The organism is Winogradskyella sp. SM1960 (assembly GCF_020179375.1).
GTDB classification, from domain to species: Bacteria; Bacteroidota; Bacteroidia; order Flavobacteriales; family Flavobacteriaceae; genus Winogradskyella; species Winogradskyella marina.
This window is the reverse complement of record NZ_JAICBG010000005.1, coordinates 109,029-125,297: the sequence shown is the minus strand read 5'-3', so window position 1 is coordinate 125,297 and position 16,269 is coordinate 109,029. Positions and strand designations below refer to the sequence as shown.

Genomic DNA, 16,269 nt, shown 5'->3' with positions numbered 1-16,269 from the left:
TACTAACTCTAAAAAACATAAAACCCTTAAGGTTAATTAACCTTAAGGGTTTTCTAGTACTCAAGGCGGGAATCGAACCCGCACGTCTTGCGACATTGGATTTTGAATCCAACGTGTCTACCAATTCCACCACTTGAGCGATTTCGGATTGCAAAAATAGAAAAATATTTCTGTCAAACTATTAAAATTAGTAGGTTTTATGCTTTTTGTAGTAAAATAATTTTCTAAATTTGATGCGTATAAAAAACCCAACACAACACCCACTAAATAACTGACAACAAATGCCATACGAAACCACAGAAGCCAAAATTTTTGCTTGTTCACAAAGCACTTACCTTGCAGAAAAGATAGCTGAGACCTACGGAGTTAAACTAGGTAAGGTAATTACATCGACTTATAGCGATGGAGAATTTCAGCCATCTTACGAAGAATCTATTAGAGGAACACGTATTTTTATTATAGGATCTACACATCCTGGCCCAAAGAATCTAATGGAAATGCTATTAATGATAGATGCAGCAAAACGGGCTTCTGCAAGACATATCACAGCTGTTATGCCATATTTTGGATGGGCAAGACAAGACAGAAAAGATAAACCTAGAGTGCCTATCGCTGCAAAATTAGTGGCTAAAATGTTAGAAGCTGCCGGTGCCACAAGGATTATTACAATGGATTTACATGCGGATCAAATTCAAGGATTTTTCGAGAAACCTGTGGATCACTTATTCGCATCAACCATATTTTTACCGTATTTAAGAAGCCTAAATTTAGACAACCTAACTATTGCTTCTCCAGATATGGGAGGTTCTAAACGTGCTTATGCGTATTCTAAAGCTATAAAAAGCGATGTTGTAATCTGTTACAAGCAACGTGCTAAAGCTAATGTAATCTCGCATATGGAATTAATTGGAGATGTTACAGGCAAAAATGTAGTTTTAGTAGATGACATGGTAGACACAGCAGGTACACTAACTAAAGCTGCAGACCTTATGATGGAACGTGGTGCACTAAGTGTAAGAGCTATTTGTACACATCCAATTTTATCTGGAAACGCTTACGAAAAATTAGAAAACTCTAAACTAGAAGAATTAATTGTAACTAATTCTATTCCTTTAAAACAAGAAAGTAAGAAAATACGCGTTTTAAGTTGCTCTGATTTGTTTGCAGATGTCATGTATAATGTACATCACAACAAATCTATTAGTAGTAAATTTGTAATGTAATCCGCTTTTATATTATTAATTTTTAATGTTGATATTAGGACGAGCCTTCAATAAAACTGGCAGTATTAAAAAATAGTGAACTAACACTAGTATTTTCATTTAAAATTTCTAAATTTGCAGCCCTCAAAATGAGGGAATTAAAACTTTAATAAAACATTTCAAAAAATGAAATCAATTACAATTAACGGATCTCAAAGAGAAAGCGTAGGCAAAAAAGCAACTAAAGCCTTACGTAATGCTGGTCAGGTTCCTTGCGTTATATACGGAGGAGACAAAGCATTCCATTTCTCGGCACCAGAATTAGCTTTCTCAAAACTTGTATATACTGCTAGCGCACATACAGTTGTGATTGTCTTAGATAACGGTGAAAAAATCAATGCAGTAATGCAAGACATTCAATTTCACCCTGTTACTGACAGAATCTCACACATAGATTTCTATCAGATATTCGAAAACAAAGAAATTACAATGGAAATTCCTATTCAAATCGTAGGATCTTCTAAAGGTGTAATGAATGGTGGTAACTTAAGAATGCCATATCGTAAACTTAGAGTAAAAGCTATCCCTTCAAAATTACCAGATTTTATTGAGATTGATATTACTCCATTAAAAATCGGTAGTAAATTCTATATTACAGAATTAGAAAACGAAGATTACAAATTCTTACACCCAGATAATACTGTAGTATGTCAAGTAAGACGTAGCAGATTAGCTATTGTAGATGCAGATGACGATGAAGAAGAAGCTGAAGGAGCAGAAGGAACTGATGCACCAGCAGCAGAAGAAACTCAAGAATAGATAATAACTATTTTTAAATATATTAAGAGACTGTCTATAAGGATAGTCTCTTTTTTTTTGCTGAATTTTCAGCAAATTAAAACCAATAGCCAAGGTTAAAAAGCCACGAGCTAGCGCCAGTTTCTGGTGAATACGTATACTTCCCTTCTAACGGCCCTAAAAACGTTTCTAAAGAATAGCCAAGAGCATAACCACTATGGTTAGGAGCTGTAAAAAAATTGCCTGATTCAAAAAGTCCATCGCCAATATTAGCAAAGTTGGCAGCAAATATAATATGGTGCTTTTTATAGATTTCATAGTCTAAAGTTAGCGTAGACTTTACAAAACTATCTCCTGTTAAGGTTAAATAGTCATAACCGTAAAAGGAATAGAAATTATTTATAAAATTATAGCCATAGCCTCCCATTGCAAATCCCAAAGAGTTTGTAGAAATGTCCCCAATCTTAAAACCACCATTAGCTTCCGTTTTTAAAGCAAGTTTATCACTAAAACTAAAGGCATAACCAATATCTGCTTTTGCTATAGAAAAATTCATAAAATCCTTATTAAAACCCGAAGCATCTAGATATAGATGAAAAGTCCCATTAAAATAGAATCCATTTTTTGGAAAATAAAAATTATCGTAATTATCAAATTTTAAATTACCATAGACACTTAAATAATCTGTGTTTTCGAAAACAGATCTACTTTCCTCTTCTTCATCGATAATGGTTTCTGAGGTTATTTTTAAACGCTTATGTTCTACCCCTAAACGCAACGCAAAATCCTTCCTAAATATGGTTTGTAAATACACTTGATTCGTAAAATCAGAAATTTTAGCATCAATTTTATTCAAACCAGTTAATAAAGGTGAGCCTTCTTCTATAGCTAATCTAGGGTTTACGTTTTTGTTGAACTTATTGAAACGCGATTTGATTCCTAAACTGATATAAAATCCTTTATCAATAAAATAATCAAAATTATATCTAGGATTATCACCTAAAATAACATCTAAGGAGGCAATATCATTATTAAGTAACAACTTCTTTTTGGTTAGATTAGCAAGTAATGCACTTTTATATAAGCGATCGTAATGAATAGCTAATCTCAGAAATGTGGTCGTTTCAGACTCATTAATATTACCAATAAGTTTAAACTCTGATTCCTTATCTGTAGGTTCTAGATAATATCTAAACGTGTCAAAGTTATTCGTTGCAATTAGGTTGTTTATACCTTGTTTTAAATCGGCGTAGCCAATTTTCTCATCATCTTTAAGTTTTAACTTACCAATCATAAAGGCCCTAGTGTAACGTTCATTTCCTTTTAAGGAAATATTAGTAATCCTTAAACTATCTAATATTTCTACACCTTTTGGCTTCGTAAAATTTGGTTGTTTTACTTTCACCTCATGTAGTTTAGCAAGTTGCTCTCTTGCCGCTACTTCACCATGTTTAATGATGTCATTGCCTTCATCAAACGAAATCACAGTATAATCTGTTATGTCTGGTTTAATATAAATATCAGTTAATTCCACCTTACTTTTCATGGCATTTATTGTCCTGAAATTATTAATCTGTAACAAAATTTCTGGTGCAGACTTAAGGGATTCACGATCCTTTAAGTCATCTTGAACATCCACTCCTATTATGACATCCATACCTTTTGCCCGTAATTCTTCAACCGGAAAATTATTAGTAACACCACCATCAATTAAAATAGCATCATCAATTTCTACAGGCTGAAACAAGGAAGGCAATGCACCACTAGCCGAAACCACTTCTGCTAATCGACCTTCTTCCATAAGTAAAGACTCACCAGTTTCTATATTAGTTGCGATACAAAAAAATGGAATTGGTAATTTGCTAAAGTCATGAATATCATTAACAGGAAGCATTAAGTGATATAGTAAATTATAAACGTTTTGTCCACGAGACAAAGCTGAAGGTAAGGTGATATCAAAATTATCAAAGGGTAAATTAACGGCGTATTTCTGTGCATTTTCGCGCTCGTAAAATGACTTAGAAGCTCTAGAAAACTCATCATTTATCAACACATCAAAGTCTTGCTCCTTAAATATAACTTCTAATTGTTTCCCAGTATACCCTGTTGCGTATAACGAGCCTATAATGGCTCCCATACTTGTACCTGCGATATAATCTACTTTTATCCCTAAACTATCAATAACCTTTAGTACTCCAATATGAGCAAAACCTTTGGCTCCACCTCCACTTAATACTAAACCTACTTTTGGTTCAGAATCGGCTGTGTTTTTCTGCGCGTTTACTGAACAAAGCGTAATTATAAATACAAATAATATGATGTGTTTCAATGTCATGATAAACCTTTCGGTTTTTTAAATTATTCCTTATGGTAATAATTATATACTTTATTTGCTCTAGAAACTCCTACAACCGCTTCAAGCTCATCTAACTTGGCATTGGCAATGCGTTTAACGGTTTTAAACTGTTTCATTAAGTCGATAATAGTTTGTTCTCCTACCCCTGAAATATTCTCTAATTCCGTAGTTAACGCTCCTTTACTTCTTCGGTTTCTATGGTGTTCAATTCCAAAACGATGGGCTTCATTTCGTAATTGTTGTATAATCTTTAAGGTCTCGCTTTTTTTATCTAAATATAACGGAATTGGATCATCTGGATAAAACAATTCTTCTAAACGTTTTGCGATTCCTATAATTGCAATTTTTCCACGTAAGCCTAAAATATCTAAACTTTTTAACGATGATGACAATTGCCCTTTTCCTCCATCTATAATAATAAGTTGCGGTAATGGTTGGTCTTCATCTAATAAGCGCTTGTATCGTCGGTACACCACTTCTTCCATTGAAGCAAAATCATCTGGCCCTTCAACGGTTTTTATATTAAAATGACGGTAATCCTTTTTACTCGGTTTTCCGTTTTTAAAAACCACACAGGCAGCCACAGGATTTGTACCTTGAATGTTAGAGTTATCAAAGCATTCAATATGTCTTGGTTCTTCACTTAAACGCAAATCGGCTTTCATTTGCGCCATTATTCGGTTGGCATGGCGATCTGGATCTACAAGTTTTACTTGTTTTAACTTATCCATTCTAAAATACTTCGCATTTCGAATGGATAACTCTAAAATACTCTTTTTGTCACCAAGCTTAGGAATTGTTACCTTTATTTCATCACCTAAATTCACTTGAAAAGGTACGTAAATTTCTTTTGAATTGGAATTGAAACGCTGTCTGATTTCAGTAATTGCTAGTTCTAATAGTTGGACATCTGTTTCCTGTAGTTTTTTCTTCAACTCTAAGGTATGCGACCTAATAATGGAACCGTAACTTAACTGTAAAAAATTGACGTAAGCGTAAGATTCATCACTAACTATCGAAAACACATCGACATTACTTATCTTAGGATTTATAATGGTAGACTTAGCCTGATAATTTTCTAAAACCTCTAATTTTTCTTTTATTTTCTGAGCATCTTCAAACTGCATGGCTTCTGCATGCTGCTTCATTTGTATTCTAAATTGCTGCAAGGAATCTTTAAAATTTCCTTTTAATAGTTCTCTAATGGCAATTATATTAGCGTGATATTCGTCTTCAGTTTCATAACCTTCGCAAGCTCCTTTACAATTCCCTAAATGGTATTCTAAACAGACTTTATATTTTCCGGCTTCGATTTTAGCTTCAGATAAATCATAATTACAAGTTCGTAATTGATATAAGCCTTTTATTAAACCTAAAAGTGTTTTTACCGTCTTCATACTTGTGTATGGTCCAAAATATTCTGAACCATCTTTAATAACACGACGTGTTGGAAATACTCTTGGAAAACGTTCTTTTTTTATACAAATCCAAGGATACGATTTATCGTCCTTTAATAAGACATTGTATTTGGGTTTATACTTTTTTATGAGGTTATTCTCAAGCAATAACGCATCATTTTCCGTTTCTACAACAATATGTTTTACCGATACGATATTCTTAACCAGGACACGAGTTTTACCATAATCGTGATGCTTGGTAAAATAACTACTCACCCGTTTTTTTATATCTTTAGCTTTTCCAACATAAATTAAACGATCGTCTGCATCAAAATATTGGTAGACACCAGGTTGATGAGGAAGCGTTTTTATCTGTATGTCTAAAGTAGATTCTGGCATTTAACCAAAGGTAAGAATTCATAAAAATATTCGTGTAATTTTCAGTCACTTTATCATTACCTTGTGCCACTTTTTATATATTTAATTTATGACAAAAAAAGTTTTAGGACGTATTGATAGGGTTGACTTTCCAGAATTAAAGCTAAATACTATTGATGTAAAAATCGATACTGGTGCATATACATCTGCAATTCACTGCTCTAAAATTAGAGAAGAAAACGATAAACTTTATTGTATTTTTGAAAGTAAAGGTCATCCTAATTTTAAAAGTGAAGAAGTTGTTTTTAACACCTACACTTATACAGACGTAAAAAGCAGTAACGGCTACAAGGAAAACCGCTACAAAATTAAAACAACCGTTGTATTCTTTGGAAAAAGTTATAAGATTAACTTAACTTTAAGCACTAGAGACGATATGAAATTCCCAGTATTAATAGGTCGCCAATTTTTGAAAAACAAATTTTTGGTAGATGTCGATTTAAAGAATCAATCCCATAAACAAAACACCATTAAATGAACATAGTCATTCTTTCACGAAACCCCGAACTTTACTCCACAAGACGTCTTGTTGAAGAGGGAGAAAAGCGCGGTCATTTAGTTGAAATCATTGATCCTTTAAAATGTGATATCATAATAGAAAAGGAAAAACCAACCATTTACTATAAGGATCGCTATTTAGATTATGTTGATGCTATAATCCCTAGAATTGGTGCCTCTGTAACATTTTACGGTTGTGCACTTGTAAGACAGTTTGAAGAAATGGGTGTTTTTACCATTGCTTCTTCAGATGCGATAACACGTTCGCGCGATAAGTTGAGAAGCTTACAACGTTTAAGTAAAGCAGGAATTGGTATGCCTAAAACTGTTTTCACTAACTACTCTAGAGATGTTGTTGAAGTTATTGATTATGTAGGTGGTACTCCTGTAATTATAAAATTACTTGAAGGTACACAAGGGCTTGGTGTGGTTTTAGCCGAAACTAAAAATGCAGCAGAATCTGTTTTAGAGGCTTTTAATGGTTTACAGGCTAGAGTGATTGTTCAAGAATATATCAAAGAAGCAAAAGGTGCAGATTTAAGAGCCTTAGTGGTAGATGGCCAAGTAGTTGGAGCTATGAAACGCCAAGGAAAAGAAGGAGAATTCAGATCTAATTTACATCGTGGTGGTTCTGCCAATATCATAAAATTAAATCACGACGAACTCAATTTAGCAATGCGAGCTGCCAAAGTTTTAAAACTACCTGTTTGTGGTGTAGATATGCTACAGTCTTCTCGTGGTCCATTATTATTAGAAGTTAATTCTACTCCAGGACTCGAAGGTATTGAAGGCGCAACGCAAAAAAATATAGCTAAAGCTATTATTACTTTTATTGAACGAAACAGAAATTAACCCAAATCATGCCAAAAGATATTTTAAATATTTTAGGTGTCGAAGTTGCTCCTGGCAAAGGTGTTACAGTAACCTTTGAAGTTGCAAAACTACACACTAGAAACACACTCGAAGTTCCTATTATAATTGAACGATCTAAAAAACCTGGTCCAACAGTTTTAATGACGGCAGGTATTCATGGTGATGAAGTTAATGGAGTAGAGATTGTAAGACAAATTATTGCCAAAGGTATTAATAAACCAAAAACGGGGACCACCATTTGTGTCCCTGTGATTAATGTTTTTGGGTTTTTAAATATGGATCGTAAATTTCCAGATGGTCGTGATTTAAATCGTGTGTTTCCCGGCAATGCCAAAGGGTCATTAGCCAGTAGAGTAGCAAACTTTGTAATGACAGAACTAGTACCACATGTAGATTTCGCTATGGATTTTCACACTGGTGGATCAGACCGGTTTAATGCAGCACAAATTAGAATTGTAAAAGATGATGCTCGCCTTACAGAATTGGCGCATGTGTTTGGAGCTCCTTTTATATACTATTCTCAAAATCTAAATAAAACCTTTAGAAACGCATGTGATAAAGCAGGTGTGCCTATGTTGTTGTTTGAAGGAGGAAAATCGTTTAACATTCACTCTAATATTACCAATACTGGTGTTAATGGAGCTAAACGTGTTTTACACCATTTAGGCATGCTAAGGTCTAAATATAAAGTGTCTCAACCTAAGGTTAATGCTGTAGTTATTGAAGAAAGTAAATGGTTAAGAGCTAAATATTCTGGCATGTTTAAAGCCACAGTAAAAATCAATGCAAAAGTAACTAAAGGGGACGTCTTAGGTAATATAACAGATCCTTATGGCAGCTTTAATTATTTTGTAAAAGCACCAAATACAGGGTATATTTTTAATGTAAATGAATCGCCAATAATCTATCAAGGTGATGCTATTTTCCATATTTCAACCGAAATTGAAAACTGATGACAAAGGCAGTATTAAGAAAAAAATATAAGAATTTACGTCAACAATTATCCGACACTCAAGTTGATGATTTTAGCGTTGAAATTGCCAACAAGTTGCTGACTTTAGATATTTGGAACAAATCCTTCTACCATGTTTTTTTAACGATTGAAGAACAAAAAGAAATTAACACAGATTATATCCTTAATATTTTAGCCGGAAAGGATAAGAATATCATCATTTCAAAAAGTCATATTAAAGATTACAGTATGACGCATTTTTTGTTAACCGACAATACAAGGCTAATAAAAAGCACCTATAATGTTCCAGAACCTGTTGATGGTATAGCAATACAAGCATCACAATTAGAAGTAGTTTTTGTACCACTTTTAGCCTATGATAAAACAGGAAACAGAGTGGGTTACGGAAAAGGATTCTACGATCGGTTTTTAGCACAATGCAAACCAGAAACTTTAAAAATCGGCTTGTCTTTTTTTGAAGCTGACAATGAAGTTTTTGATGCTTCAGAAGAGGATATTAAGTTGGATTATTGTGTGACTCCGAATCAAGTGTTTCAGTTTTAGATTGCTCTTTAGGCTCTTCAAAAGCCTTCTTATTAAACACAATTAAAATACCAATTCCTGTACTAATCGCCATATCAGCTATATTAAAAACAGGATCAAAAAACGAAAAGTATTTTCCTCCAATCAACGGTAAGTTCTCTGGCATGACTCCACTCCAAATCGGAAAATGAAGCATATCTACCACATTACCATGAAACATCTTAGCATAACCACCTTCTTCTGGTAAAAATGTAGCGACTTGCATCACACTATCATTAAACAACACACCATAAAATACAGAGTCTATAATATTACCTAAAGCACCAGCGAAAATAATTGAAATAGCAAAAATTAAGGTTTTAGATTTTTTCTTTTTAGTAACATCTAATAGCCAAAATGCAATGCCTGTAACAGCAACAATTCTAAATAAGGTTAAGGTTAATTTTGCGGTTTCATCTGAAATCAACGACGTAAAATCACTCAATTTTGTTCCCCAAGCCATGCCATCATTTTCTATAAAGGCAATATTAAACCATGAAAAAACGGTTACATTTTCACCCAATTGAAAATGCGTTTTTATATAAATTTTACTAATTTGATCAATCAGTAAAATAATAAGAATAATAATTGAAGCTTTCTTTAAAGACATCTATTGGTTTTAAACAAAAATAAAGGTTTAATCTGGCTTTTCAACTGTAATATTTCCATTAATAGATTTCAATTTCCAGGTTGAAATTGCATTATAAAATTCATCTACAGTAATTTTTCCATGATTAGAATTGGCTGTAACAGCAGCATTGTCAGTCACAACAATAATATCACCATCTAACGTATTTATCGTGGCTGTTTTTGTATCAGCTTCAACATAACATCTCCCTCGAGATAGTTGTATATACAGCGAATTAAAAGTGCCACTTAAATCAACAGAACCAATATCACTCACAATATCTAAAGAGCGTTCTTCAGGGATTTCTAATTGTAAGGTGGCAGCAATCACCTTGTGTGCGTTTCGCTTATCGTCTGGGATTTCTGAAAATGACAAATGCTCTAAATGTAAATAAAGCGTGTGATTATTTTCACGCATTACCACTTGAAATTCATTTTGATACTCACCATCTAAAGTAGACACTATTTTAATTTGATTAGTCTTTGATGTTACAACTGTAATTTTAAAAATTTGATTGCCATCAATTACAATACTATCTATACGCTCTGCCGTTAGTTCCTTTTCAAGCACATTTTGAGCTTGTAAAGACAGTGCTACAAAAAGAAAACCGATAAGCATAAAAAAAGCCTTGAAATTAAAATCCCAAGGCTTTATAGTGTTGTTTTTATTCAAAATAGATGCTCAATTAATGCGGTTCCTACTGTACTGAAACCAGTTCAGCACAAGTAGCAGGAATATTACTGCATATTTTTTGCTTCAATGCTCAGTGTTGCGTGAGGCACTAACTTTAAACGGTCTTTGTTAATTAATTTTCCCGTAACACGACATACTCCATATGTTTTATTCTCAATACGAATAATCGCATTTTTTAAATCGCGAATAAACTTTTCTTGACGAATAGCTAAAGCTGAATTGGCTTCTTTACTCATTGTTGCGCTACCTTCTTCAAAAGCTTTAAACGTTGGTGATGTATCATCCGTTCCGTTATCAAAGTCATTCATGTAAGCACTTTTTATAAGTTGCAAATCATGTTCTGCCTTTTGTATTTTATCTTGAAGTATCGCTTTAAATTCTGCTAAATCTTTATCAGAATATCGGTTGTTCGTTTCTGTACTCATATTATTAATGTTTTTGAATAAATAATTTGGTATTGACCTCATCAAATACAATCTCTATACCATTATTTATTGTGTCCATAATTTGTAATTCTTCGGTTAAGGTTTCAGATTTAATATACGCTTCATTTGAAGAAACGGCCTCAATAATTTGATCATCTTTTTGAAGCTGAACATCAATTCTGTCTGTAACTTCAAATCCTGAATCTTTTCGTAAATTTTGAATACGATTTACAAGCTCTCTTGCAATCCCTTCTTTACGTAAATCTTCGTTGATGGTAACGTCTAAAGCCACTGTTAATGCACCTTCATTCGCTACAAGCCATCCTTCTATATCTTGCGATGTAATCTCTACATCTTCCAAAACTAAGATAACAGTTTTTTCGTTAATTACTAATTCTAAATTACCTTTTTGTTCAATAGTTTTAATATCATCTGCAGTAAGTTCTTTTATTGCATTTGCTATTAATTTCATATCCCTTCCGAACCTAGGACCTAAAGCCTTAAAGTTTGGTTTTATTTGTTTTACTAAAATATCTGAAGCGTCTTCTAAGAGTTCTATGTCTTTTATGTTTACTTCGTGCTTAATTAAATCTGCGACAGCTTCAATTTCTTCTTTTTGCTGCTTATTATCTACAGGAATCATGATTTTCTGTAAGGGCTGACGTACCTTAATCTTCTCCTTAGCTCTCAACGATAAAACTAATGAACATATGGTTTGAGCACTCTCCATTTTGCGTTCTAAAACTTTATCTATAGCACTTTCGTTAGCTATTGGAAAATCTGCAAGGTGGACACTATCAAATGTTTCTTTTTTCGTAACAGCATTTAAATCTAAATACAAACGGTCCATAAAGAAAGGTGCAATTGGTGCGCCTAACTTCGCAATGGTTTCCATACACGTATACAGTGTTTGGTATGCCGAAATTTTATCAGCTTGGTAATCGCCTTTCCAAAAACGTCTTCTGCTTAAACGCACGTACCAGTTACTCAAATAGTCTTGTGTAAAATCTGAAATTACACGTGCTGCCCTTGTTGGTTCGTAAGCTTCATAGTATTTATCTACTTTTTGAATTAAGGTATTTAATTCGGATAAAATCCAACGGTCAATTTCTGGTCGCTCTTCTAATGGAATATCGGCTTCACTATAATCAAAACCATCAATATTTGTATACAACGTAAAGAATGAATAGGTATTATAAAGTGTGCCGAAGAATTTACGACTCACCTCGGCAATACCATCACTATCAAACTTTAAATTATCCCAAGGGTTAGCATTACTAATCATGTACCAACGTGTGGCATCTGCTCCGTATTTTGATAGGGTTTCAAAAGGGTCAACAGCATTTCCTAAACGCTTAGACATCTTTTGTCCGTTTTTATCTAAAACCAAGCCATTTGAAACGACGTTTTTATACGCAACATCATCAAAAATCATTGTTGCAATAGCATGAAGCGTGTAGAACCAACCTCTTGTTTGATCAACACCTTCGGCAATAAAATCTGCCTTTCTCCAAGTATCATCAACTTTTTCTTTGTTTTCAAAAGGATAATGCCATTGTGCATAAGGCATAGAACCAGAATCAAACCAAACATCAATTAAATCGCTCTCGCGTTTCATGGGTTGACCTGATGCTGAAACTAACACAATTTTATCAACTACATTTTTATGTAAATCAATGCTTTCGTAATTCTCTTCAGACATGTTCCCGACTTCAAATTCAGAGAAGATATCTTCAGACATAATGCCTGCTTTCACAGACTTTGCCATTTCTTCTTTCAATTCGGCAACAGAACCAATGCATATGACGTCTTTACCATCTTCTGTTCTCCAGATTGGTAATGGAATACCCCAAAAACGAGATCGTGATAAATTCCAGTCGTTGGCATTTGCTAACCAATTACCAAAACGCCCCGTTCCTGTAGATTCAGGTTTCCAGTTAATTCCGGTATTTAACTCATGCATTCTACCTTTTACATCTGTGATTTTTATAAACCACGAATCTAAAGGATAGTATAAGATTGGCTTATCAGTTCTCCAACAGTTTGGGTAACTGTGCTTATATTTTTCAACTTTAAAGGCTTTATTTTCAATCTTTAATTTAATGGCTAATTCTACATCTACAGATTTCTCTGGTGCTTCGCCATCATCATAATATTCGTTCTTTACATATTTACCTGCAAATTCGCCCATTTCAGGTCTAAACTTCCCTTGTAAATCTACCAATGGCACTAAATTACCATTATCATCTTTTACTAAAAGAGGTGGAATTTCTGGTGAAGCCTGTTTTGCAACCAAGGCATCATCGGCTCCAAAAGTTGGTGCTGTATGTACGATTCCTGTACCATCTTCAACCGTTACGAAATCACCAGAAATGATTCTAAACGCATTTTCAGGATTATCGTTTGGCAAAGCGTATGGTAATATTTGCTCGTAGGTTATTCCTACTAAATCTTTTCCAACGAAATCTTTAACTACGAAATAAGGAATCTTTTTATCGCCTTCCTTGTAGTCTATTAATTCTTGTTTTGTTTCAACACGTTTAAATTTACCATCAAATTGATTGTTGACTAAATTCTTAGCCAAGACCACATTCATTGGTTTAAAGGTGTATTGATTGTAAGTTTCAACTAAAACGTATTCAATTTTTGGTCCAACCGTTAACGCTGTGTTACTAGGAAGTGTCCAAGGTGTGGTCGTCCAAGCTAAAAAGAAAATATCACCTTCATTCTGAAGAAAATCTGGTAACGAATCTGCATTGGCTTTAAACTGAGCAACTACCGTTGTATCTGTAACATCTTGGTAAGTTCCCGGTTGATTGAGCTCATGTGAACTTAAACCTGTTCCTGCTTTCGGCGAATACGGCTGAATAGTGTAGCCTTTATATATTAAATCTTTGTCGTATATCTGCTTTAACAACCACCAAACCGTTTCCATGTATTTGGACTTGTAGGTCACATACGGATTATCCATATCCACCCAATATCCCATTTTTTTGGTGAGGTCATTCCAGATATCTGTATAACGCATAACGGCTTTTTTACAGGCTTCGTTATACGCTTCTACAGTAATTTTAGTTCCAATATCTTCTTTGGTGATCCCCAATTCTTTTTCTACACCAAGCTCAACTGGTAAGCCATGTGTATCCCAACCTGCTTTTCGTTTCACTTGAAAACCTTTCATGGTTTTATAACGTGGAAAAATATCTTTAATCGCACGTGCTAAAACGTGGTGAACACCAGGTAAACCGTTTGCAGAAGGTGGTCCTTCAAAAAACACAAAAGGTGATTTTCCTTCTCTTGTAGTTACACTTTTATCGAAGATATTATTAGCTTCCCAATAGTTACCGATTTCGTCTGCAACGTTTGGCAAGTTAAGTCCTTTATATTCAGGGAACTTTATACTCATTATTCTGTTTTCTTATAAGTCTGCGAATTTACAGAATTTTGAGGAAAAATGAGATGGCTTTTGTGAAAAAAGGATGATACGACTGCTTAATTGGTTTTTGCTGAAATTGTAGATGCAAAAAAGATGACCTATTGGTTTTTTCAAAGGAATTTATAACGCAAGCCAAACAACACATTACTTGGTGGCATTGGTGTAAAACCAGATTCTATATAATCGGCATTAAAAATATTGTTTGCCGTTATAGAAAACTCGACTTGCTTTAAGGTTATAACAACCGAAGCATCCCATACATTATAGGTTTGTCCTGTGGTACGTTCGGCATATTTGTAAATGATATTTTGGCGTATATTTTTGAATAATTTAGTACTTAATCGTGTGGTAAAATGATGCTTTAAAGTATTTAAAGCATAACGCGAAAGTTCCTCGTTTTGTTCTAAAATGTCATCTTCTAAATAGGCATAGCCAAAAGCTAAGGTTTGATTGAAGTCATTCAATTTAAAGGAATAAGACGCATCAAACTCTAAACCTTTGGTATTAACTTCAGCAATGTTAGTAGCTGTATAAACGTCTTCGGTACTGTTTGGCCTTATAAAATCAATTAAGTTGGTAGCATCTCTATTAAAAACAGATAAACTGGTTCTAAAATTTTGAGCGTTGTATTTTACACCTATTTCTTGTGCAAAGGCTTCTTCTGGTTCTAAATTCTCATTTCCTAAAGTTCCTGGATCCGTGTAATACAAATCGGTATAGGTTGGAATTCTGTAGGTAAACCCAATGTTTCCGTAGGCTTTTAGGTTATTGGTAATATCGAAACCAATATCTAATCCTGGAAAGGCATTAAATTTAAAATCCGAAAAATACGTCATTGCCACACCAGGCGTAATATCTAATCGGTTATCGACAAACTGAAATCTATGTTCTAAAAATAATGTGGTCATAAAACGCTGACGTTGACCTAAATTATTACTTCGTAAGTAGGTTTTAGACATATCTATTCCAAATCCTGTGATACCAAGTTTAGATGTATATGATGCATTTGCCTCTGCTCCAATTTTATTCGACACGTGGATATTTCTAAAAAATTCAGGTTCAAAACGTCTCAAAAGGAATATATCTTGGTTGCGTTTCCAATAGATACGCGGTTGTATTTTTAGTTTTTCGGATTGAAATTTCGTTGTGAAGGCAATTAAACTGTTCTGGGTTTCTTCGTATTCCTTGAAAGTAGGATTGGTGGTGTAAAAATTTTCGGCACCAAATTTTCGTTCCGAAAACATACTAATCATTTCAATCGCTTGCTTGTTCTTATTAAACGTACCTTTTAAGAAATAACTAGAGTTATCATAGTCTGTATTATCGGTATAGCCTTCCGACGTCATTCTACCAACATGAAGCAGATGTGTTGAGTTTTCTAATTCGCTTCCTACTGTAACCGATCCATTAAGCTGACCGAAAGAACCTGTTTCAATAGTTGCCGAAACCGAATTATCTAAGGTCGTTTTCGTCACAATATTAATAGCACCTGTAAAGGCATTTTGACCAAAAATACGTGCAGCAGGTCCTTTTATGATTTCGATTCGCTCAATAACTTCTAATGGTAAAGCGGCATTTAAGGTGTGATGTCCTGTTTGTGCATCATCCATTTTTATACCATCAATTAATAATAGGGTTTGATCAAAACCACCACCTCTAATGAATAAATCAGCCTGACTTCCTCCAGTACCACGACGTCTAACATCGACTCCTGCGACTTGCTGTAATACATCTGAAATGGTCACAGCAGCACTATTTTTAATATCTGCAGAGGTGATAATATTTATGGTACGGGAATTGTCTTTAAAGGGTAGGTCAATTCGTGTTGAGGTAATAATAACTTCTCTTAAAGAGTCTGTTTTTATAATGGGATGTGCGTCTTGTGCATTGAGTTGGCTCGTCGCCATTAAAATACATATAAAAAGTGCGGTAATCGTTTTCATTTATTTTGGCTTTATAGAACTTAGTTCTTGTATGGTTTTATTTTAACA

The 16,269-nt window shown here is 34.0% G+C and carries 13 protein-coding genes and 1 tRNA gene; 6 read left to right on the top strand and 8 right to left on the bottom strand.

Features of this window, described 5'->3' with window-relative positions; all coding sequences use genetic code 11:
• Nucleotides 1-57: 57 nt before the first annotated feature.
• Nucleotides 58-139: transfer RNA gene (locus K1X16_RS12955), tRNA-Leu, on the bottom strand.
• Nucleotides 140-281: 142 nt separating this feature from the next.
• Here K1X16_RS12955 and K1X16_RS12950 point away from each other — a divergent pair.
• Together K1X16_RS12950 and K1X16_RS12945 are read left to right on the top strand one after the other, a co-directional pair.
• Nucleotides 282-1,223, top strand: a complete 942-nt coding sequence (locus K1X16_RS12950) for a ribose-phosphate pyrophosphokinase (RefSeq protein WP_195871065.1) — start codon at nt 282-284, stop codon at nt 1,221-1,223.
• Between the two features lie 165 nt (nt 1,224-1,388).
• Nucleotides 1,389-2,021, top strand: a complete 633-nt coding sequence (locus K1X16_RS12945) for a 50S ribosomal protein L25/general stress protein Ctc (protein ID WP_195871064.1) — start codon at nt 1,389-1,391, stop codon at nt 2,019-2,021.
• Nucleotides 2,022-2,097: 76 nt separating this feature from the next.
• Here K1X16_RS12945 and K1X16_RS12940 read toward each other — a convergent pair whose 3' ends face one another.
• Nucleotides 2,098-4,335 (bottom strand): patatin-like phospholipase family protein, encoded by a 2,238-nt coding sequence (locus K1X16_RS12940; protein ID WP_225036709.1) that lies wholly within the window; start codon nt 4,333-4,335, stop codon nt 2,098-2,100.
• A gap of 23 nt (nt 4,336-4,358) precedes the next feature.
• The gene (uvrC, locus tag K1X16_RS12935; protein WP_225036708.1) at nt 4,359-6,152 is read right to left on the bottom strand and encodes an excinuclease ABC subunit UvrC; all 1,794 of its coding nucleotides are present in this window, start codon (nt 6,150-6,152) and stop codon (nt 4,359-4,361) included.
• Between the two features lie 88 nt (nt 6,153-6,240).
• On the opposite strand from uvrC, the gene K1X16_RS12930 reads away from it, so the two are divergent.
• Genes K1X16_RS12930 through K1X16_RS12915 form a run of 4 tightly spaced genes read left to right on the top strand, consistent with a single transcriptional unit; the run spans nt 6,241 to nt 9,078 of the window.
• Nucleotides 6,241-6,669 carry an ATP-dependent zinc protease gene (locus tag K1X16_RS12930; protein WP_225036707.1) on the top strand — a complete coding sequence of 143 codons (429 nt, stop codon included), beginning with the start codon at nt 6,241-6,243 and terminating at the stop codon, nt 6,667-6,669.
• On the top strand, nt 6,666-7,541 hold the full coding sequence (rimK, locus tag K1X16_RS12925; RefSeq protein ID WP_225036706.1) for a 30S ribosomal protein S6--L-glutamate ligase: 876 nt from the start codon (nt 6,666-6,668) through the stop codon (nt 7,539-7,541). The genes K1X16_RS12930 and rimK overlap by 4 nt, the downstream gene beginning before the upstream one ends.
• 8 nt (nt 7,542-7,549) lie before the next feature.
• Nucleotides 7,550-8,515: a succinylglutamate desuccinylase/aspartoacylase family protein gene (locus K1X16_RS12920; RefSeq protein WP_225036705.1), complete on the top strand. Its 966-nt coding sequence runs from the start codon at nt 7,550-7,552 to the stop codon at nt 8,513-8,515.
• Nucleotides 8,515-9,078 carry a 5-formyltetrahydrofolate cyclo-ligase gene (locus tag K1X16_RS12915; RefSeq protein ID WP_225036704.1) on the top strand — a complete coding sequence of 188 codons (564 nt, stop codon included), beginning with the start codon at nt 8,515-8,517 and terminating at the stop codon, nt 9,076-9,078. The genes K1X16_RS12920 and K1X16_RS12915 overlap by 1 nt, the downstream gene beginning before the upstream one ends.
• Here the strand turns inward: K1X16_RS12915 and K1X16_RS12910 are convergent.
• The 5 genes from K1X16_RS12910 to K1X16_RS12890 form a co-directional block, all read right to left on the bottom strand.
• Entirely contained in the window at nt 9,032-9,706 is a 675-nt protein-coding gene (locus tag K1X16_RS12910; RefSeq protein ID WP_225036703.1) for a lipoprotein signal peptidase, read from the bottom strand. The two genes, K1X16_RS12915 and K1X16_RS12910, sit on opposite strands and share 47 nt — an antisense overlap.
• A gap of 27 nt (nt 9,707-9,733) precedes the next feature.
• Complete coding sequence (locus K1X16_RS12905; protein WP_225036702.1) at nt 9,734-10,396, bottom strand: hypothetical protein; 663 nt, start codon at nt 10,394-10,396, stop codon at nt 9,734-9,736.
• A gap of 65 nt (nt 10,397-10,461) precedes the next feature.
• A complete protein-coding gene (locus K1X16_RS12900) occupies nt 10,462-10,842 on the bottom strand; it encodes a TraR/DksA family transcriptional regulator (RefSeq protein ID WP_195871055.1) in 381 nt (126 codons plus the stop codon).
• 4 nt (nt 10,843-10,846) lie between these two features.
• The gene (gene ileS, locus K1X16_RS12895; RefSeq protein ID WP_225036701.1) at nt 10,847-14,248 is read right to left on the bottom strand and encodes an isoleucine--tRNA ligase; all 3,402 of its coding nucleotides are present in this window, start codon (nt 14,246-14,248) and stop codon (nt 10,847-10,849) included.
• Between the two features lie 140 nt (nt 14,249-14,388).
• Complete coding sequence (locus K1X16_RS12890; RefSeq protein WP_225036700.1) at nt 14,389-16,221, bottom strand: TonB-dependent receptor plug domain-containing protein; 1,833 nt, start codon at nt 16,219-16,221, stop codon at nt 14,389-14,391.
• Between the last annotated feature and the right edge of the window lie 48 nt (nt 16,222-16,269).

Excerpts from the sequence above, each read along its gene's own strand:
- K1X16_RS12930 (WP_225036707.1), top strand. The coding sequence starts at position 6,241 with ATGACAAAAAAAGTTTTAGGACGTATTGATAGGGTTGACTTTCCAGAA.
- K1X16_RS12915 (WP_225036704.1), top strand. The coding sequence starts at position 8,515 with ATGACAAAGGCAGTATTAAGAAAAAAATATAAGAATTTACGTCAACAA.
- K1X16_RS12945 (WP_195871064.1), top strand. The coding sequence starts at position 1,389 with ATGAAATCAATTACAATTAACGGATCTCAAAGAGAAAGCGTAGGCAAA.
- K1X16_RS12900 (WP_195871055.1), bottom strand. The coding sequence starts at position 10,842 with ATGAGTACAGAAACGAACAACCGATATTCTGATAAAGATTTAGCAGAA.
- K1X16_RS12890 (WP_225036700.1), bottom strand. The coding sequence starts at position 16,221 with ATGAAAACGATTACCGCACTTTTTATATGTATTTTAATGGCGACGAGC.
- rimK (WP_225036706.1), top strand. The coding sequence starts at position 6,666 with ATGAACATAGTCATTCTTTCACGAAACCCCGAACTTTACTCCACAAGA.
- K1X16_RS12920 (WP_225036705.1), top strand. The coding sequence starts at position 7,550 with ATGCCAAAAGATATTTTAAATATTTTAGGTGTCGAAGTTGCTCCTGGC.
- K1X16_RS12910 (WP_225036703.1), bottom strand. The coding sequence starts at position 9,706 with ATGTCTTTAAAGAAAGCTTCAATTATTATTCTTATTATTTTACTGATT.
- ileS (WP_225036701.1), bottom strand. The coding sequence starts at position 14,248 with ATGAGTATAAAGTTCCCTGAATATAAAGGACTTAACTTGCCAAACGTT.
- uvrC (WP_225036708.1), bottom strand. The coding sequence starts at position 6,152 with ATGCCAGAATCTACTTTAGACATACAGATAAAAACGCTTCCTCATCAA.
- K1X16_RS12940 (WP_225036709.1), bottom strand. The coding sequence starts at position 4,335 with ATGACATTGAAACACATCATATTATTTGTATTTATAATTACGCTTTGT.
- K1X16_RS12950 (WP_195871065.1), top strand. The coding sequence starts at position 282 with ATGCCATACGAAACCACAGAAGCCAAAATTTTTGCTTGTTCACAAAGC.